Consider the following 19627-nt stretch of genomic DNA (forward strand, 5'->3'; position numbering starts at 1 on the left):
GAGCGACAATGTGTGGCCAACGGCGTGACTTTTACGGAACGGAGGATATTTGCGGGACGCCGCCAAGGAAGAACCCGACTGGCGAAAACCGCTGAAAGCCTGAGATGGCGGAAGGCAGCCGGAGTCGAACCGACCTGGGAGCGTCTGACGCCCCCAACCGGGTTTGAAGCCCGGCCGCATCACCGGATACGGATGCCTTCCTTAAGAGGGTGCAATGAGAGTGCTGTGTGATGGCAACGCCCGCGCACCGCGCGAAGCCTTGCCGTAATGCCTTGATGCCGTAATGCTGTAATGCCGTGATTTGAACTACGCACCGCCCCACGTCACGCCGGGACGCTGCACATGCCAGTCACCAACGCGGCGAGTATATCCCGCACGATCGAAGAACTCCAGAATCTGAATCGCGCGCTTGCGCCCCAGCCCCGTCGCATCCCGAAACGCGCCCGCCTCCACCCGACCACCGGCGCCGACAACGATGTCCGCCAAGGCCTGCACGCACGCGTCGTCGTAAAACAGATCCTTGACGATCTGATGTACCCGCCCCTGCCGCGCCAATTTGCGCAGCACCGCACGCACACGATCCTCGGACACGTTCAACTCACGTCCCATATCGCGCACCCACGGCGGATCGAAGCGTCCCTGCGCCACCTTCGGCAACAATGCCTCGGCCAGTGCATTCTCCTCGTCCGTCATCTCGACGCGATGCGTCGGCAGATGCCACCACGCGCCCGTGCGCGCCACCGCGCCCTCGCTCAGTAACGACTGCACGATCACCCGCCAACGCCCCGCATCCAGCGCGGGCCACGCCATACGGCCCAGACGCCCCGCGTCCAGCCCCGGATCATCCGGCACTCGCGCGTGATAGTCGCCCAGCGACGTCACCACGCGCGCGCGCATCGCCTCCCACGCCTGCGGCGCGAAGGCCAGCGACTCACCCTCCGCACCGGGCAGCACGACGGCATGCTGCGGCCACGTCCATTGGCCCGCCGAGGGATCGGTATTTCGTCGACCCGCGCCCTCCGCCGACAACCCCGTGAGCGCCACCACCTGTGAGCTCGTCAGACCGAACGGCGATTGCGCCAGCAGCGCATCGAGCCCGTTACCGTCGAGATAGTCGGCCACGGCGTCGAGCCACGCCAGCCGCGCCGCCGAGCGACGCTTGCGCTCCGGCGCCGCCGGATCCAGCACGCGCCCGCCCCCGACAGTCGCCGTCGCCTGCGGATTACGCACGATGAAGCGGTCGCCCGGCATCGTACAAACAGGGGTATCGAAAACCAGTTGCACACGCATCGACTGCCCCGGTGCAAGCGTATCGCCGCCCAGCAGCACCGTGCGCGCCTGCACGTGTGTCGTGCCCAGATGCACGTGCAACGGAAACCATTGCGTGAGCGGTGCGCTGCCGTCCAGCCAGTGCAGCTCGACGTCCACATGCGTCGACGGCGCCGACAGCCCCGGCGCGACGACCCAGTCACCCCGGCCGAGCTGGTCCCGTTCGATGCCCGCCAGATTCAACGCGCAGCGCTCGCCGGCCCTACCGGCATCCACCGCCCGATTCTGCGCATGAATGCTGCGCACCCGCACCGGCAATCCCTGCGGCATCACCGTAAGCGTATCGCCCACATGCACAGTGCCCGCAAACGCCGTGCCGGTGACGACCGTGCCATGCCCGGCCAGCGTGAATACCCGATCGACGGCCAGACGGAACAGCGCGTCGTCGCGACGCGCGGCATTGCCGGACGCCAACAACGCTTGCGCCGCACGCGTCAGATGCTCGCGCAACGCGCTCACACCGGCGTCGCCGGGTGTCGTCGCCGACACCGGTATCACGTCGGCCTGCGCAAGCGGTGTGCCCGCGAGCCACTGCGAAATTTCCTGCGTGACCGCTGCGAGACGCGCGGCATCCACGCGATCCGCTTTCGACAACGCGACAACGCCGCGCTTCACGCCCAGCATCGTCAGAATGGCGAGATGCTCACGTGTCTGCGGCATGATGCCGTCGTCTGCCGCGATCACCAGCAGCGCGAAGTCGATGCCGACCGCACCGGCCGCCATCGTGTGAATCAGCTTCTCGTGCCCAGGTACATCGATGAAACCCAGCACCTCGCCGTCGGGCAACGGCGTGTAGGCATAGCCCAATTCGATGGAAATACCGCGCGCCTTTTCTTCCTTGAGGCGATCGGTATCAACGCCCGTCAGCGCACGCACCAGACTCGTCTTGCCGTGGTCGATGTGACCCGCGGTACCGACGATCATGCGCGAAGCTCCGCGAACTGCAACGCCAGACGCGGCTCGTCATCCGCTTCAAGACAGCGCAGGTCGAGCCAGAGGGTCTGATCGGCAATGCGTCCGATGACCGGATACGGCAGCTCGCGCAACGCCGTTTCGAGTCTGGCGAGCGCCCGGCCACTGCCTCGCCTGGCACCGCCGGCCGGGGCAATCGCCAGCCCGTAGCTCGGCAGTTGCTCGACCGGCAACGCACCGCTGCCGATCTGGCTGACCATAGGCGCAGCCGTCACGGTGTATGCGTCGCCGAGCGATTTCACGAGCACCGGCACCAGCCGCTCGGCCTGTGCGGCCATTTCTGCGCGCGTACGCGTGAGCAGACGCAGCGTCGTCAACCGCTCGGTGAGATGGTCCGGATCGCGATACAGACGCAACACCGGCTCCAATGCCGCCAGCGTCAGCTTGCCCACGCGAAGCGCGCGTTTGAGCGGATGCTTCTTGATCTTCGCGATGAGATCCTTGCGCCCGACGATCATGCCCGCCTGCGGTCCGCCAAGCAGTTTGTCGCCCGAGAATGTGACGAGGTCGGCGCCTGCCGCGATCGTCTCCTGCACGGTAGTCTCATGCGGCAACCCCCAGCGCTCCATCGGCGTGAGCGTGCCGCTGCCCAGATCCACCGCCACAGGCACACCGTGCGGTTTGGCGATCTCGACGACTTCCGAGACGTCGACACTCTTGGTGAAGCCCGTGACTTCGTAATTACTGCAATGCACCTTCATCAGCAGCGCGGTCTTGTCGCCGATGGCATTGCGATAGTCGGCCGGGTGCGTGCGGTTGGTCGTGCCGATCTCGACGAGCGTCGCACCCGCATGCGTCATGATGTCCGGAATGCGAAACGCGCCGCCGATCTCGACCAGCTCGCCGCGCGAGACCACGACTTCGCGACGCTTGGCGAGCGTTGCCAGCATCAGCAGCACAGCCGCCGCATTGTTGTTGACGACGGTCGCCGCCTCGCCACCGGTCAGTTCACACAGCAATGGAGCGATGAGATCGTCGCGGTCGCCGCGTCCGCCCGTCGCCAGATCGAATTCAAGGTTAGCGGGCGCGGTGAGCGCCTGGATGACCGATTCGATGGCCACTTCGGGCAACAACGCGCGCCCGAGGTTCGTGTGCAGCACGGTGCCGGTGAGATTGAAGACGGGGCGCAGCGTCGGCCGGTTGCGCGCGCTCAGCTCGCCGACGATGCGGGCACCGAACGCCGCCGGCGTCAGCAGGTCATGCGTGAGCGTGCCGGCCAGCGCCGACGCCCGGCACGCGTCCAGATCGCGACGCAACGCGCCCGTGACCTGTGTGCGACCGAAGTCGACCAGCGCCGCCTGAAGCTCGGGCATGCCGAGCAACCGGTCGAGCGACGGCAAATCAGCCGCGCCCGCCCGTACGTCGTCCTGTTTGACCATCGGCATTCCCGTCATCCCTGTCATCCCCTCAGGCCTCCTCGGCGTTTTGCCAGAGCAACGGATTCCCGTTGGCGCGCGCATACCCGGCTTCGCCCATCAGCACATCGAGCGCGAGACTGGCGAGGTCGTCGGCGACCGGCTCCACGAACGGGTCCTTGTCCTGATAGAAAATCTTGCGATAGCTGTGACAGTCGTCGCACGACTCGGCACGGATGGGCGCCGATGCGACGCGCTTGGCCGCCTCGTCGAGCTTGGGGCGTCCGTCCTCCCCCTTGAGCAGGCCGCCGTCCGCTGCCGCGATCTCGGCGCCGGAGGCCGCCGCATCGCCCGACGTGTCGACCACGTGATACGCGACATGCTCGCTCGCTTCGCAATGCGTGCACTTCACGCGAACCATGTGCCATTCGGTCGAACATAGACCGCAGCAGAGATAGCGGTAGCCCTCGTGCGCGCCGCCGATACGCACGACGCTTGCCACCGGCAGCGTGCCGCACATGGGACAGACATTAGGGACGTCGAGCATCGGTACGTCACCCGCCTCGAACGTGCTGGCCACGCCCGTCCAGAGCACTTGCAGCGCCGCCATCAGAAACGGCGCACTCGCGGCGTCGACACCCTTGCCGTGGCCGGCGAGCAGCGCCTGCGCGCCCGCTTCGAGCGCCGCCGGATCGGCCGCACGCACGCGGTCGATAACGCCCCTGACCGCTGCCGGCAGATCGGCTTGCGCGGCAACGGCGTCGAGCAGCGGGGTCAGCAACGGTTGCCAGCGGCCAATGTCGTAGCCGCCGGTCGCAGGCACGAGCGGCATGCAGTGCTGCTGCGCCTGTTCAATCGATTCGGGGGACGGACGCTCCGGCTGAAAGTTGTCGAGCACGCGCTGCTGCGCATCGACGAGTGCAGCCATCAGTCGCAGGTAGTCGCCGAGCGGATGCCCGTCGGCCAGCTGACGCAAACGCGCCGCGCGCGCCGAAAAGACTTCGGCACGTTGCGGCATGCGCAGGCGGGGAATGGAGGTGCGATCGAGAGATTCGATCTGCCCGGGTTCGAGAATGCGTTGCAAGGTGGCCGGCCTCGTAAGAGCGTCCGGCCACCAGCAGGGCCGGACTTATTTGTTGAGCTGCTTGTACCAGGCGCGATGGTGTTTCCACGCCCAGCCGCGGGTGACGGTACCGCGCGTCATGGCGCGCACGGAACCCTTGATCCAGATCGCCGCGTAGATGTGCGTAATGATGCCGCAAATCAACACGAATGCACACACCGCGTGCACGTCGGACGCCAGACGAATCACCCAGATCGGGAAGTAGAACGCGAAGTACGCGCGCCAGATCACGATCCCCGAGAGCAACAACCCGATCATGCACAACACCATCACATAGAAAAGCAGCTTCTGTCCGGCGTTGTAACGCCCGACTTCCGGCAGATTCTCTTCGCGATTGTTGAGCACGTCGCCGATGTTCTTCATCCACTCGGTGTCGCGCTGCTCGAACTTGTTGTAACGGGCGAGCCGCATGGCGAGCCAGACGAAAGCGACGAACATCACGAGACCGACGAACGGATGCAGCACCCGCGTCCACGGGCCGCCACCGAACAGATTGGTAAGCCAGAACATCGACGGATGGAACAGCGCCAGCCCGGAGAGCGCGAGCAGGATGAACGTGCCCGCGACAATCCAGTGGTTGATGCGCTCCGCAGCGTTGTAGCGCTCGATCAGATCGTCTTTCTTGTGTTCGCTGTGTTCTTGCGACATGGTCAGACCTCCTCGTGCGTGACAACGCCCTTCGAGCCGTCGGGCCCCTTGCGAGACGCATCGTACCGGCGGGCTTCCTCTTCATCTTCCTCGGTCGTTTCGTTCGGACCGGTCTTGATGTAGTGGAAGAAGCCGGCGATCGCCGTGAGCGCCATGGCGGCGACCCCCAGCGGTTTGGCGATGCCCTTCCAGAACGTCACCATCGGGCTGATGCGCGGATTGTCCGGCAGGCCGTGATACAGCGACGGCTTGTCGGCATGATGCAGCACATACATCACGTGCGTGCCGCCCACTCCCGCCGGATCGTACAGCCCCGCGTTGTCGAAGCCCCGCGACTTCAGGTCTTCGATACGCTCGGCCGCCTGGTCCTTCATGGCGTCCTTGGTGCCGAACATGATCGCGCCGGTCGGGCACGTCTTCACGCAGGCCGGCTCCAGCCCCACGGACACGCGATCGGAACACAGCGTGCACTTGTACGCCTTGTGATCCTTTTGCGAGATGCGCGGGATGTTGAACGGGCAACCGGTAATGCAGTACCCGCAGCCGATACATGCTTCCTCGTGGAAGTCGACGATGCCGTTCGCGTACTGCACGATGGCGCCCGGCGACGGACAGGCCTTCAGGCAGCCCGGATCCTCGCAATGCATGCAGCCATCCTTGCGGATGAGCCACTCGAGGTCGCCCTTCGGGTTTTCGTACTCGGTGAAACGCATGAGCGTCCACGAGTCCGCCGTCAGGTCGGCCGGGTTGTCGTACACGCCGACGTTGGTACCGACTTCGTCGCGCAGATCGTTCCACTCCATGCAGGCGGTCTGACACGCCTTGCAGCCGATGCACTTCGAAACGTCGATGAGTTTGGCGACGTCGCCCGTGTGCGCTTCACGCACCGAGGGCGACGGCAAGGTCGTTGCCGAGCGCCGTTTGATATCCAGTGATTGCAATGCCATGGCGCCCCCTTATGCCTTCTCGACCTTCACCAGGAACGACTTGAACTCAGGTGTCTGCGAATTACCGTCGCCTACGATCGGCGTCAGCGTGTTCGCGAGGAACCCGGGTTTGGTCAATCCCTTGAAGCCCCAGTGAATCGGAATGCCCACGTGGTGAATCGTCTTGCCGTCCACCTTGAGCGCCCGCAGACGCTTGGTGACGACCGCCTTGGCCTTGATATAGCCGCGGTTGGACGACACCTTGACCGTGTCACCCGCCACGATCCCGATCTCCTTGGCCAGCGCCTCGCCGATTTCGACGAACTGCTCCGGCTGGATGATCGAGTTCAGCAGCGCATGCTTGGTCCAGTAGTGGAAATGCTCGGTCAGACGATAGGTCGTCGCCACATACGGGAACTTGTCCGCCTTGCCCATCGTGGCCAGATCGTCCGGGAACACGCGGGCGCCCGGGTTGCTCGTGGCCTTCGGTTGCTTCGGATGCAGCGGGTTGTAGCCCAGCGGCGTCTCGAACGGCTCGTAGTGCTCGGGGAACGGCCCTTCGGCCATACCCGCCTTGGCGAAGAAGCGCGCCACGCCTTCCGGGTTCATGATGAACGGACTCATGCCACCGGCCGGGTCTTCGTCCACCTTGAAGTCCGGCACGTCGGCCCCGCCCCAGGTCTTGCCGTTCCACCACACCAGCTTGTGCTTCGGATTGAACGGCTTGCCCGCGAGGTCGGCAGACGCACGGTTGTAGAGAATGCGACGGTTCGCCGGCCATGCCCACGCCCAGTTCAACGTCTGACCGATGCCGGTCGGATCGCTGTTGTCGCGACGTGCCATCTGGTTACCCGCCTGCGTCCACGAACCCGCGAAGATCCAGCAGCCCGACGACGTGCTGCCGTCGTCCTTCAGCTCCGCAAAGCCGGCCAGTTGCTCACCCGCCTTGCGCGTGACCTTGGTCGGATCCTTCGGATCGACGATGTCCTTGAGCGCGCGGCCGTTGTACTCCTTGGCAAGCTCCTCGGGCGACGGGCTCTCCGGCTGGGCGTACGGCCATGCCAGATTCACGATCGGGTCGGGATACTTGCCGCCCTGCGTCTTGTACATCTCGCGAATGCGCAGGAACAGGCCCGACATGATCTCGATGTCGGTGCGCGCCTCGCCCGGCGGCTCGGCACCCTTCCAGTGCCATTGCAGCCAGCGGCCGGAGTTGACCAGCGCGCCGTCTTCCTCGGCGAAACAGGTCGTCGGCAGGCGGAACACTTCCGTCTGGATCTTGCTGGAGTCGACGTTATTGTGCTCGCCGAAGTTCTTCCAGAACTCCGACGTCTCGGTCGCCAGCGGGTCCATGATCACGAGGAACTTGAGCTTGGCAAGCGCCTGATCCCACTTGAACTTGGCCGGGGCCGCCGCGAGCGGGTTGAAGCCCTGCGCGATGTAACCGGTCATCTTGCCCTGGTTCATCAGCTCAAGCACTTGCAGCAGGTCGTACGGCTTGTCGAGCTTGGGCAGATAGTCGTAGCCCCAGTTGTTCTCGGCGGTCGCCGCATCGCCCCACCACGCCTTCATCAGGCTGACGTAGAACTTCGGATAGTTCTGCCAGTAGCTCAACTGATTCGGACGCAACGGCTTTTGCGTGCGCGCCGTCAGATACTGCTCGACGGTCTGCTCGGCCTGCTTGGGCAAGGACATGTAGCCCGGCAGCAGATCGGTCATCAGGCCCAGGTCGGTCAGGCCCTGAATATTCGAGTGACCGCGCAGCGCGTTCATGCCGCCGCCCGCCACACCGATGTTGCCCAGCAGAAGCTGCACCATGGCGCCGGTACGGATCATCTGCGAGCCGATCGAGTGCTGCGTCCAGCCCAGCGCGTACATGATGGTCATGGTGCGCGTGGGGGTGGAACACTCGGCGATCTGCTTGTAGATGTACTCGACCTTGTCGGCCGGTGTACCGCACACCCGTTCGACCATGTCGACGGTGTAGCGCGAGTAATGCTGCTTCATCAACTGGAACACCGTACGCGGATGTTGCAGCGTCGGGTCGGTGATGACGTAACCGTCCGCGCCCTTCTGGTAGTCCCAGGAGCTCCTGTCGTACGTACGCTTCTCGGCGTTATAACCCGAGTAGATGCCGTCTTCGAACGCGAACTCGTCTTTCACCAGGAAGGTGAAGTCGGTGTAGTTCTTGACGTATTCGTGCTGGATCTTGTCGTTCGTGAGCAGGTAGTTGATCAACCCGCCGAGGAAGACGATATCCGTGCCGGTACGGATCGGGGCGTAATAATCCGCGACCGATGCCGAACGGTTGAAGCGCGGGTCGACGACGATCAGGCGCGCCTTGTTGTGCGCCTTCGCCTCGGTCACCCATTTGAAACCGCACGGGTGTGCCTCGGCCGCGTTGCCGCCCATGATGAGTACCAGATCCGCGTTCTTGATGTCGACCCAATGGTTCGTCATCGCTCCACGGCCAAACGTCGGGGCAAGACCTGCCACCGTCGGGCCGTGTCAGACACGTGCCTGGTTATCGAATCCCAGCATCCCGGTACTGCGGATGACTTTGTGCGTGATGTACCCGACTTCGTTGCTCGATGCCGACGCGGCCAGCATGCCGGTAGTGAGCCAACGGTTGACCGTCATGCCGTCGTCCGTCTTTTCGACGAAGTTGGCATCGCGGTCGGCCTTCATCAGCTTGGCGATGCGATCGAGCGCGTCGTCCCACGAAATCCGTTCCCACTTGTCGGAACCCGGCTTGCGGTATTCCGGATAGGTGAGGCGGTTCGGGCTGTGGATGAAGTCGATGAGGCTGGCGCCCTTCGGGCACAACGTGCCGCGATTGACCGGGTGATCGGGGTCGCCTTCGATGTGGAAAACGCTCTTCTTCGCGTTTTTCGCACCGTCGCCATAGCTGTACATGAGCAGCCCGCAGGCCACCGAACAGTACGGACAGGTATTACGGGTCTCGGTCGCTCGCGCCAGCTTGAACTGACGGACTTCCGCCAGCGCCGCGTCGGGCGCGAACCCGAGCATTGCCAGGCTGGACCCGGCCAGCGTTGCGCCACTCACTTTGAGGAACTGGCGCCTGGACATATTAAGCATGGGGGAATTCTCCTCAAATTTTGAGAAACTTTGCGGGAGTGTGTTGAGTATAGAGCAAAGAAGTAATGATTTCCGTGACTTAGCACAAACCATGCCGTATGTTGCGTTGAGCTTTAGTTGCGGGGGATTACATGGGAACTTCCTTGACATTTTGGTATTCTGAGCGTCACTTTGGTCACGGTCCCCGGTAATGGATACATTGCCCCCAGAAGATGACGTGACGAGCCTGATCGCCTGTCCGAACTGCGACACCCTGCACCGTCGCACGGACCTGCCGCCGCACGAGACTGCTCGCTGCGTTCGTTGTCATTCAGTGCTTTACCGCTCTCCCGACCTGCGCCTGTCGCGTGTGCTCGCGCTCACCCTGACGTGTCTGATCGTGTTCGCCATCGCGAACGCGTTTCCTATCGTCGAGATCGAGGTACAGGGCATCTACACCGAGACGACGCTCGTGGGCGCCGCCTGGGCGCTGTATCGGGAGGGCATGTGGCTCGTCGCGCTGCTCGTGTTCGCCACGACCGTGCTGTTTCCCCTGTCGCAACTGCTCGCGCTGATTCATCTGATTACGCCGCTCTCGCTGGGTCGACGCCCATATGGCGTGTTCCATGTGATGCGCGCCATCGAGTTCTGCCGCCCGTGGGGCATGATCGAGGTCTTCATGCTCGGCGTACTGGTTTCGCTGGTCAAACTCTCGGCCATGGCCAGCGTGCTGCCCGGCGTCGCCCTCTGGGCGTTCGGCGCGCTGACCATGCTGCTCGCGCTGGTGCTCTCCTACGACCTGCGCAATCTCTGGATCGTGATCGACCGCACGCCCGACCCGGCCGTGGAAGCGTTGAAGGCGGCGAAGGCTGCCGATCCATCCACAGCGAATGCCGCGAATGCCACGAAAGCGATGCCGTCGCGCTCGGTGCCACGATGAAATATCTCTCCGCCAAAGCGGCAGGACTCGTTGCGTGCCATGTTTGCGGGCGCCTTTCGCGCGAGGTCAAGACACTGGAGAAGGCGCGTTGCCCGCGCTGCAACGCGGTGCTGCACCAGCGCAAGGTCGACAGCCTCACCCGCACCTGGGCCTTGCTGATTGCGGCGGCGATCCTGTACATTCCCGCCAACGTGCTGCCCATGATGCAGACCCGTTCGTTGCTCGGAAACTCCAGCGACACCATCATGAGCGGCGTGATCTATTTCTGGACCAGTGGCGAGTACGATCTGGCCATCGTGGTCTTCACCGCGAGCATTCTCGTCCCGATGCTCAAGCTCTTTGCGCTGTCGCTGCTGTGCTTTACCGCGCAGCGCGGCGTGCGCTGGAAACCGCACCAACGTACAAAGCTGTATCACATGGTCGAGTTCATTGGCCGCTGGTCGATGCTCGATGTCTTCGTCGTCGCGCTGATGGTGGCGCTCGTGAACATTCAGTCGCTGGCCGTGATTCAGGCCGGCCCCGGCATCGTAGCCTTCGGCTCCGTGGTCGTGCTTACCATGCTGGCCTCCATGCAGTTCGACCCTCGCCTGATCTGGGATCAGATCCGCGACGACGACACCGAACAGGACGATCATGACTGATCCGAAAGACCCGAAAGACACCCAAGATCCGCAACCGTCGAAAGGCGCGCCGCCCGGCGGCACCGACACCCTGCCCACACCGGCCATCGAGCCGCGCAAGCGCTGGGCGCCGTCGCTCGTCTGGCTGATCCCGCTGGTCGCCGCGGTGATCGGACTTTCGCTCGTGGCAAAGGTCCTCATCGAGCGAGGCCCCAGCGTGACCATCGACTTCAAGACGGCGGAAGGGCTCGAAGCGGGCAAGACCAAGGTCAAGTACAAGGAAGTCGACATCGGCACGGTCAAGAGCATCGAGCTGTCCGACGACCTCTCGCACGTGCGCGTGACGGTCGACCTCACCAAGAACGCCAAGAACTTCGCGGTCAAGGATTCGCGCTGGTGGGTCGTGCGCCCGCGCGTGGCCGGCGGCAGCGTCTCGGGTCTGTCGACGCTGCTCTCCGGCGCCTACATCGGCGCGGACGCCGGCAAGTCGAAGGAAAGCGTCAGTCATTTCACCGGACTGGAAGTGCCGCCCGTCGTCTCCAGCGGGCAGCCGGGCAAGCCGTTCGTGCTGCACGCCACCGACATCGGCTCGCTCGACATCGGCTCCCCCATTTACTACCGGCGCATTCAGGTCGGTCAGGTCGAGGCGTATTCGCTCGATCCCGACGGCAAGGGTGTCACGCTGCGTGTCTTCGTTCAGGCCCCTTACGACCAGTATGTCGGCACCAACACGCGCTTCTGGCATGCCAGCGGCATCGATCTGCGACTCGATTCGAGCGGCTTCCAGGTCAATACGCAGTCGCTGGCGTCGGTGGTCATCGGCGGCATCGCCTTCCAGGCGCCGAGCGACTCGGGCGCGGGCGTGATCGCCAAGCCGGGACAGGAATTCCGTCTGGCGCCGGACGAAGCGACCGCCATGAAGGCCCCCGACACGCATCCTGTACGCGTGGTGTTCCGCTTCCAGCAGTCGCTGCGCGGGCTGGTTGTCGGCGCGCCCGTGGACTTCCGGGGAATCACGCTGGGTGAAGTCACGTCGATCGGCGTGGAATTCGATCAGGCCACCAAGCAGATCAATATGCCGGTGACGGTTGACATCTACCCGGATCGCCTGCGCCGTCGCGACCCGAAAAACAGTGTGCCGCCCACGGAGCTGAACAGTCACAAGATTCTCGACGCCCTCGTGCAGCGCGGCCTGCGCGGCCAGTTGCGCACCGGCAACCTGCTGACCGGTCAGTTGTACGTGGCGCTCGACTTCTTCCCGAGCGCGAAGCCTGCCAAGGCCGAGATGATCGACAACACGCTGCAAATGCCGACCGTGCCGAATACGCTCGACCAGTTGCAGCTTCAGATCGCCGACATTGCCAGCAAGCTCGACAAGATTCCGTTCGACAGCATCGGACAGAATCTCGATTCCTCGCTGCGCAAGCTCGACAAGACGCTGGAGAGTGCGCAAGGCCTGTTCCGTCAGTTGGACAGCGAAATCGCGCCCGAGGCGAAGGCCACGCTGGGCGAAGCGAAGAAGAGCTTCGGCGCCGCCGAGCGAACCCTGTCCGAAGATGCCCCGGTGCAGCAGGACGTGCGTCAGGCCATGCAGGAACTGACGAAGACACTGCGCTCGCTTAACACCCTCGCCGATTACTTGCAGCAACACCCTGAAGCACTGCTGCGCGGCAAACCGAAGGATCCGCAACCATGACGAGGCCGCCCGAGATGACCCGTAGCCAGCCCCCGCGTTCGACGTCAGCGGCGCGCGCCACCCCGCTGGCGGCATTCGCCGCCGCAGCCGCCCTCGCGCTGGTGTTGGCCGGCTGCGCGTCGCCGCAGTCCACGTTCTACACGCTCACCGACGCGACCGGCACGACCGGCGGTGCCCCGAACGCGAGCGCGCCGGCCACGCCGTACGCCGTCGAAGTCTCGCCGGTCGCGGTGCCCGAGCAGGTCGACCGGCCGCAGATCGTCGTCACGCGCGGTGGCGGACGCGTCGATATCCTCGAAGAATCCCGCTGGTCCGCCCCGCTCAAGACGGAGCTGACGTCGACGATCTCTCGCGATCTCACCCAGCGCCTTGGCGCGATGGATGTCTACGGACTCCCGCGTGCCGACGGATTGACGGTGTATCGCGTGTCGACGTCGGTACAGCGCTTTGAATCCGTGCCCGGTGAGCAGGCGGCCCTCACCGCCGTATGGAGTGTTCGCAAGGTGCCGGGCGACATGGTGCTGACGTGCCGCTTTGCGGGCACCGAACCTGCGTCAGGCGGGATCTCCGGGGTCGTGAGCGCGCAGCGCAAGCTCGTCGACCGGCTGGCGGACGGCATCGGCAACGCCATCGCCACCAGCGCACAAGGCACGGCAACACCCCGCTGCCCGAATTGACCAGGTAGCAAATCCGGCGCCCTGAGCACGGGCCAGCCCATCGGAAAGGTCGGGAAATCCCCATGCGCGTCGAGCGCATTACGGATTGCGCAATCGATTACGTGATGTTTAAGATGTTCGAGACTTGCCGCACGGGTCATCCATCAGAGATGCCGGCGGCAGGTCGCCATAGCGCGAATAACTCGAACATTGGAGACACGTCATGCCCAGCCTTGCCGGCCATTTGCGCCGTACGATTGCCGTCGCTGCTTCACTTGCCCTGACTTCCCTCGCATCCCTGTCGTCGCTTGCCCTGAGCGCCGCCGCGGCGCACGCCGCCGCCATCTCGGACGGCGTCGTCAAGATCGGCGTGCTCACCGACCTGTCGGGCGTGTCGAGCGACAACGCGGGCAAAGGCAGCGTGCTGGCCGCCACCATGGCCATCGACGACTTCTCGCGAGACCACAAGGTGCTCGGCGCCCCCATCGAACTGATCTCGGCCGACTCGCAGGGCAAGACCGATACGGGGGCAACCATCGCCCGCGAATGGTACGACCGGGGCAAGGTCGACATGATTACCGACCTCACGTTCTCGAACGTTGCGCTCGCGGTCGACCGCATCGCCGACGAAAAGAAGAAGATCGCCCTCGTCACCGGCGCCGGATCGTCGGCCATCAGTAACGAACAATGCACGGCGCACAGCGTGCAATGGATGTACGACACCTACGCGCTGGCGAACTCGACTTCGCAGGCACTGCTGCGTCGCGGGCTCAAGTCGTGGTACTTCATCACCGCCGATTACGCATTCGGTCAGGCGCTGGAAAAGGATGCGAGCGAGATCCTCACGCGTCAGGGCGGCAAGGTCGTCGGCTCGGTGAAGCATCCGGTCAACTCGCCCGACCTGTCGTCGTACCTGCTGCGGGCGCAGACGTCCGGCGCGCAGGTCATCGCCCTGGCCAACTCCGGCACCGATACCCTCAACACCGTCAAGCAGGCATCGCAGTTCAACATCATCCAGAGCGGCAAGCAGGTGTTCACGCCGCTGCTCTCCCTGATCACCGAGGTCCACGGCATGGGCCTGAAGAATGCGCAGGGCATGATTCTGACGAACGGCTTCTACTGGGATCAGGACGACCGTTCACGCGCCTTCGCACAACGCTTCTACGCGCAGCACAAGAAGATGCCGACGATGATGCAGGCCGCCGTCTACTCGGCCGTGCTCAACTATCTGAAGGCGATTCAGGCCGCCGGCACCGACGAAGCCGACGCCGTGATGACCAAGCTCAAGTCGATGAAGATTGACGACCCGGTGATCCGCAACGGTCAGATTCGCGCCGACGGCAAGCTCGTGCACGACATGCTGCTGGTGCAGGTGAAGACGCCCGCAGAGTCGAAGTCGGAATGGGATCTGTACAAGATTCTGGAGACGATTCCCGCCGACAAGGCGTTCGCCCCGCTCGCGGAATCGAAGTGTGCGCTGGTGAAGAAGTAAGCAGCGAAACAGTGAGGTAACGTGCAGGTCAGGCGTGGTGTCCGATCTGACGTTTGCCTCAGAAGTTTACTTCAGCGCTTGAGATCGGTGGCAGACGCCGCAGGCGTTGCGCCACCGTCACGGCTCGCCCCTGCCGCAGGATCTTCCACGCGACGGAACACCAACGCCGACGCGAGCGTGATCAGGCCAACGCAGACGAACGTCATGCGAAAACCGGCGACCGTACCGCCAACGCCGATCTCTCCCGCCTGACCGGCCAGATGGCCGAACAGCGCCAGCAACTGGCCGCCGATGGTCACCCCCAGCCCGAGAGCGAGCATCTGCGCCATCGAGAACAGGCCGTTGCCGGCACTCGCGCGACGCGTGCCTAGATCCTTGAGCGTGACGCTGTTCATCGCCGCGAACTGCATCGAGTTCGCACCGCCGAAGACTGCCAGTTGCAGCAGGCCCAGCCAGATCGGCCAGCCCGGCCCGAACAGTGCGAAGCTGGCAATCGATCCGCCGACGACGGCCGTATTGACCATCAGAAAGCGCGTGTAGCCGAAGCGCACCACGAGCGGCGTGACCATGCGTTTGACGACGATGCCCGCCAGCGCGACCGGCAACATCATCAGGCCCGAGGCCAACGGGCTGTAACCCATGGCGACCTGAAGCAGCAACGGCAGCAGGAACGGCACGGCGCTGCTGCCGATACGGGCGACGAGGTTACCCAGGAGGCCGAGACTGAAGCTGCGCGTCTCGAACAGTTCTAGCGGGAACAACGGTGCCACCCGACGACGGGCGTAGGGCCAGTAGCCCACGGTCGTCGCCACGCAGAGCAGTGCGAGCAACACCGACGGCCACCATCCCGTATCGGAGAACGGGTGATCGAGCGCCAGCGTGAACGACACCATCGCGACCGACAGCAAGGCGAAGCCGATCCAGTCGAAACCGGTGTCGATGACCTCGTCCTGCTTGGGACGCGGGAGGTAATGTCTCACCGCGAGGCTACCGATGAGACCGATCGGCACGTTGATGAGAAAGATCCAGTGCCATGACGCCACCTGCACGAGCCAGCCGCCAAGCACCGGGCCGATCATCGGGCCGACCTGCCCGGCAATCGACACGAAGGCCAGCGCCGCCAGATACTCGCCGGCGGGAAACGTGCGCAGCACGGCCAGACGCCCGATCGGCAGGAGCATCGAGCCGCCCGCCCCTTGCAGCACCCGCGCGATCACGAGTTGCGGCAACGTGTGCGCCATCGCGCAGGCGATCGAGCCGAGCACGAACAGCAGGATCGCGACGAAATAGACGCGTCGCGTGCCGAAACGATCGGCGAGCCAGCCGGACGCGGGCGTCAGCATAGCCATCGTGAGCGAGTAGGAAACGACCACCGGCTGCATGCGCAACGGGTTCTCGCCGAGGCTGGCAGCCATCGCTGGCAGTGCCGTATTGACGATGGTCGTATCGAGCGCCTGCATGAAAAAACCCGCCGCAACGATCCATAGCAGGGCGGTGAGCGTCTTGTCTTGCTTCATGCGGCGGGGGACGGCGCGCGGCGGCGAGCCACGCGTCAGAGAAGAATTAAGCGAAGGCAGAATTTTAGCGCGCTTTCACCCCGCGACGCGCCGACTCATCGATGCACGTTTCGCAGCAATCGATGAGTCCCGTGCATCAGTGAGATGCCGTCCGGTGCGCGCGCTGGACGGTGTCAGGCCCGTCGGGCCATCAAGCCATCAGGCCGTCGTGTTGACGTGATTACCGGTCGGGCTCATCAGCGCCAGAATCTGCGCCTGAATCGACATGGCCTGCGACGACAGCGCGTTGACCTGCTGGAGTTTCTCTTCAGGCGGCAGACGGTCGTTGTTGCGCACCGCGTCGAGCTGCGCCATGACCTTGGCGAGCATCTCCTTGAGCTTCTTGATGGTCTGCGAGGCGATGTCGTTGCCCGCAGCGCCCGCGTCCGGCGCGGCCTGCGCCTTGCCCTGATCCTTTGCGCTCTGATTCACCGAACGCAGGTCCACGAGCGTCTTGTCGCCCAGTTGGCTGACGCCATCGCTCGCGGGCGCTTCGGAAATGCCATTCGGATTCGACGTGTTGGTCGTACCCGTGGCATTCGCGTTTCCGGCGGCCCCTGAAGCCGGCGTCGCGCTCGTCTGGCTGGCCGTATTGGTTGAATTGGCGGTCGCGGCCGGTTTCGTCCCGGCCTGCGCGGCCTGCGCCTTGTCGGCCTGCTGTTGCTGGATATGCGACTGCCAGATGTCGAGCATGCTGGACGTCGCGCTGCTCTTGGTCGGAATGATGATGGTCATGGAGCGAGGGGCCTCCGTGAAAAACGGAAAAGTAAGGATTCGAAAGTATTACGGCAGATTGCACGACTTTCTTTACCCGTCCTCCCGCACGCCACCGACCGACATGCTCCCTACATGACATCCGGATCAGGCGAGATAGCCGGAGATGCCGTCCCATAGCAGCTTCATCGCCGTGACCACCAGCAGACCGTAGCAAGCGCGGTAAATCTGGCGTTGATCCAGATTCGCGTGTAGCCGCCACCCGGCGAACACACCGACGGGGATTGCCCACAGGCAGATGCCCATCAGCACCCACACCGATCCCGTCGGACGCACCAGCAGAAGCCACGGCACCGCCTTGGTCGCATTCCCGACGGTAAAGAACAGGCTCGTCGTACCGGCGTACACCTCCTTGGTCAGGCCCAGCGGCAGCAGATACATCGCCAGCGGAGGACCGCCCGAGTGCGCGACCATCGTCGTTACACCGGACGCCACCCCGGCCGTGATCGCTTTCGGCGTGGAACGCTCCCGCGTGACTGGCTTTGCCCCGGACAGCAGCCACAACCCCACGAACATCAGCGTAATTACCGCCATCACGATGGAAATCGCCCGATGGTCGAGCACACGAAACAACCCATATCCCACACCGATGCCCACCAGCAATCCCGGGACCAGTCGCGCGAGATCCGGCCGCGACCATGTCGACGGCTTCCAGTAACGCAACGCGAACAGATCCATCGCAATGAACAGCGGCGCGAGAAGTCCCCCCGCACTCACCGGGTCCATGACGAACGACAGCAGCGGAATCCCCACGATAGAGAAGCCACCGCCGAAAGCGCCTTTCATGAACGCAATCAGAAACACGGCGGCGAACGCGACGATGGCGGTCGTGACTGAGAGTTCAGGACCGGGCAACAGAGGCAGCGCCATCACGCACTTCCTGCCGGTGCGCGGCCGTGCCGACATGGCAATGCGCCTGCGATAAAGGATTCGAAAAACCATGACTGAGCGAACACGAAGCGTCTCCTTTGGACGAATGCACCTGCCGGGGAATGGGGGCGAGAGAACGTTGCAGACAAGCGGCAACGGCAGGTGCAAACAGAATGCTCCGATGCTAAAGTCGGTGCAATTAAAACATTGCTCTCGGTGCAATATATGACGAAGGCCGATTATCTGAAGCTCGCCGACCAAGTCGCGGCAGAGATTGCCAACGGCACGCTGGCGCCGGGCGATCGTCTGTCGCCGCAGCGAGATTTTGCGGATGCGCAGGGGATTGCCGCCTCGACGGCGAGCCGCGTCTACGCCGAACTGCTACGGCGTGGACTGGTCGTGGGCGAAGTAGGACGCGGAACGTTCGTCTCGGGCGACGCGCGACGCGGTGTCGCCGCGCCGGGGGAGCCTCGCGGTGTGCGCATCGATCTGGAGTTCAACTTCCCGATTCTCCCGACACAATCGGCGCTCATCGCCAGAAGTCTTGCCGGACTGGAGCGCCCTGCCGATCTCGAACTCGCATTACGCCCGGCCACGAGCGGCGGCACGGCAACCGTGCGCGACACCGCAGCGAAGTTCCTCGCGCACGGACCGTGGGCGCCGTCTCCCGATCAACTGGTCTTTACCGGCGCCGGGCGTCAGAGCATCGCCACCGCGCTCGCCGCCGTCGTGCCGCCCGGTGGACGATGCGGCGTCGAAATACTGACGTATCCCTTCATCAAGGGGATCGCCGCGCGTCTCGGCGTGACGCTCGTGCCGCTGGCGATGGATGAGGGCGGCGTGCGTCCCGAAGCGATACAGAGCGCGCACCGCGAAGGACAACTTGCCGCCGTCTATCTCCAGCCGACGTTGCAAAGTCCACTCGGCATGACGATGAGCCCGGCACGACGCGCCGAGCTGCTGCGCGTGGTCGAGACGCTCGACATCACCGTGATCGAAGACAACGTCTATGGCTTTCTCGACGACGCCAAGCCGCTCGCGGCACATGCGCCGGAGCGCTGCGTCGTCGTGGACAGCTTGTCGAAGCGTGTGGCGCCGGGTCTGAATCTGGGGTTTCTCGTCGTCCCGCCGCGACTTCGGGAAAGTGTGATGGCGGCGGTGCGCTCGGGCGGATGGGCCGCACCGGGCTACGCGTTCGCGGCCGCGCAGCGCATGATGCGCGACGGCACCATCGACGAACTCGTGCGACTCAAGCGCCTCGATGCGCAGGCACGCCAACGAATCGCCGCCGATTGCCTCGCAGGCTTCGACGTGCGCACGAGCGGCAAGAGCTATCACCTCTGGCTGACGCTCCCCGCGCACTGGCGCTCGCAGGCGTTGGTGGCGGCCGCGTCTCGCCACGACATCGGACTGACGCCATCAACGACGTTTGCCGTTACGCCAGGCCACGCGCCCAACGCCGTACGGCTCGCGCTCGCGGGTCCGTCCATGGAACTGCTGGACATGGGATTGCGTACCCTCGCCGGGATTCTGAACGCCCGGGAAGACGACTTCGATCTGACGGAGTGAAGCTACGGCGAGGACACAAATGG

Annotated in this window: 15 protein-coding genes and 1 tRNA gene; 6 read left to right on the top strand and 10 right to left on the bottom strand. The window is 64.2% G+C overall.

The annotated features are described in order from the left end of the window. Positions 1 to 105 precede the first annotated feature (105 nt). From C5N93_RS13600 to fdnG, 7 genes are all read right to left on the bottom strand, one after another. A tRNA-Sec gene (locus C5N93_RS13600) sits at positions 106 to 201 on the bottom strand. A gap of 105 nt (positions 202 to 306) precedes the next feature. Next, positions 307 to 2253, bottom strand: a complete 1947-nt coding sequence (selB, locus tag C5N93_RS13605) for a selenocysteine-specific translation elongation factor (protein ID WP_242559667.1) — start codon at positions 2251 to 2253, stop codon at positions 307 to 309. Next, positions 2250 to 3680, bottom strand: a complete 1431-nt coding sequence (selA, locus tag C5N93_RS13610; RefSeq protein ID WP_242559700.1) for an L-seryl-tRNA(Sec) selenium transferase — start codon at positions 3678 to 3680, stop codon at positions 2250 to 2252. Before selA ends, selB begins: the two co-directional genes overlap by 4 nt. 28 nt (positions 3681 to 3708) lie before the next feature. Then, on the bottom strand, positions 3709 to 4731 hold the full coding sequence (gene fdhE / locus C5N93_RS13615; RefSeq protein WP_301232330.1) for a formate dehydrogenase accessory protein FdhE: 1023 nt from the start codon (positions 4729 to 4731) through the stop codon (positions 3709 to 3711). Between the two features lie 54 nt (positions 4732 to 4785). Next, positions 4786 to 5427 carry a formate dehydrogenase subunit gamma gene (locus tag C5N93_RS13620; protein ID WP_242559669.1) on the bottom strand — a complete coding sequence of 214 codons (642 nt, stop codon included), beginning with the start codon at positions 5425 to 5427 and terminating at the stop codon, positions 4786 to 4788. A gap of 2 nt (positions 5428 to 5429) precedes the next feature. Then, the gene (gene fdxH, locus C5N93_RS13625) at positions 5430 to 6374 is read right to left on the bottom strand and encodes a formate dehydrogenase subunit beta (RefSeq protein WP_069344079.1); all 945 of its coding nucleotides are present in this window, start codon (positions 6372 to 6374) and stop codon (positions 5430 to 5432) included. A 9-nt stretch (positions 6375 to 6383) separates the two neighbouring features. After that, on the bottom strand, positions 6384 to 9452 hold the full coding sequence (fdnG, locus tag C5N93_RS13630; protein WP_242559670.1) for a formate dehydrogenase-N subunit alpha: 3069 nt from the start codon (positions 9450 to 9452) through the stop codon (positions 6384 to 6386). A 217-nt stretch (positions 9453 to 9669) separates the two neighbouring features. On the opposite strand from fdnG, the gene C5N93_RS13635 reads away from it, so the two are divergent. The 5 genes from C5N93_RS13635 to C5N93_RS13655 all read left to right on the top strand — a co-directional run bounded on the left by C5N93_RS13635 (position 9670) and on the right by C5N93_RS13655 (position 14835). Continuing rightward, a complete protein-coding gene (locus C5N93_RS13635) occupies positions 9670 to 10371 on the top strand; it encodes a paraquat-inducible protein A (RefSeq protein ID WP_242559671.1) in 702 nt (233 codons plus the stop codon). Continuing rightward, entirely contained in the window at positions 10368 to 11012 is a 645-nt protein-coding gene (locus C5N93_RS13640; RefSeq protein ID WP_069344076.1) for a paraquat-inducible protein A, read from the top strand. The genes C5N93_RS13635 and C5N93_RS13640 overlap by 4 nt, the downstream gene beginning before the upstream one ends. Further along, the gene (locus tag C5N93_RS13645; protein WP_242559672.1) at positions 11005 to 12687 is read left to right on the top strand and encodes an MlaD family protein; all 1683 of its coding nucleotides are present in this window, start codon (positions 11005 to 11007) and stop codon (positions 12685 to 12687) included. The genes C5N93_RS13640 and C5N93_RS13645 overlap by 8 nt, the downstream gene beginning before the upstream one ends. Beyond that, on the top strand, positions 12684 to 13364 hold the full coding sequence (locus C5N93_RS13650) for a PqiC family protein (RefSeq protein WP_242559673.1): 681 nt from the start codon (positions 12684 to 12686) through the stop codon (positions 13362 to 13364). The genes C5N93_RS13645 and C5N93_RS13650 overlap by 4 nt, the downstream gene beginning before the upstream one ends. A gap of 202 nt (positions 13365 to 13566) precedes the next feature. After that, a complete protein-coding gene (locus C5N93_RS13655; RefSeq protein WP_150721778.1) occupies positions 13567 to 14835 on the top strand; it encodes an ABC transporter substrate-binding protein in 1269 nt (422 codons plus the stop codon). Between the two features lie 71 nt (positions 14836 to 14906). Here the strand turns inward: C5N93_RS13655 and mdtD are convergent, their stop codons facing one another. The 3 genes from mdtD to C5N93_RS13670 all read right to left on the bottom strand — a co-directional run bounded on the left by mdtD (position 14907) and on the right by C5N93_RS13670 (position 18035). After that, complete coding sequence (gene mdtD, locus C5N93_RS13660) at positions 14907 to 16352, bottom strand: multidrug transporter subunit MdtD (RefSeq protein WP_242559674.1); 1446 nt, start codon at positions 16350 to 16352, stop codon at positions 14907 to 14909. A 198-nt stretch (positions 16353 to 16550) separates the two neighbouring features. Continuing rightward, positions 16551 to 17126 carry a hypothetical protein gene (locus tag C5N93_RS13665; RefSeq protein ID WP_242559675.1) on the bottom strand — a complete coding sequence of 192 codons (576 nt, stop codon included), beginning with the start codon at positions 17124 to 17126 and terminating at the stop codon, positions 16551 to 16553. Between the two features lie 126 nt (positions 17127 to 17252). Continuing rightward, positions 17253 to 18035, bottom strand: a complete 783-nt coding sequence (locus C5N93_RS13670) for a sulfite exporter TauE/SafE family protein (protein ID WP_242559676.1) — start codon at positions 18033 to 18035, stop codon at positions 17253 to 17255. Positions 18036 to 18260: 225 nt separating this feature from the next. On the opposite strand from C5N93_RS13670, the gene C5N93_RS13675 reads away from it, so the two are divergent. Then, positions 18261 to 19604: a PLP-dependent aminotransferase family protein gene (locus tag C5N93_RS13675; RefSeq protein WP_242559677.1), complete on the top strand. Its 1344-nt coding sequence runs from the start codon at positions 18261 to 18263 to the stop codon at positions 19602 to 19604. Positions 19605 to 19627: the final 23 nt, after the last annotated feature.

Origin of the sequence: Pandoraea sp. LA3 (assembly GCF_022696215.1) — a bacterium.
GTDB lineage: Bacteria > Pseudomonadota > Gammaproteobacteria > Burkholderiales > Burkholderiaceae > Pandoraea > Pandoraea capi.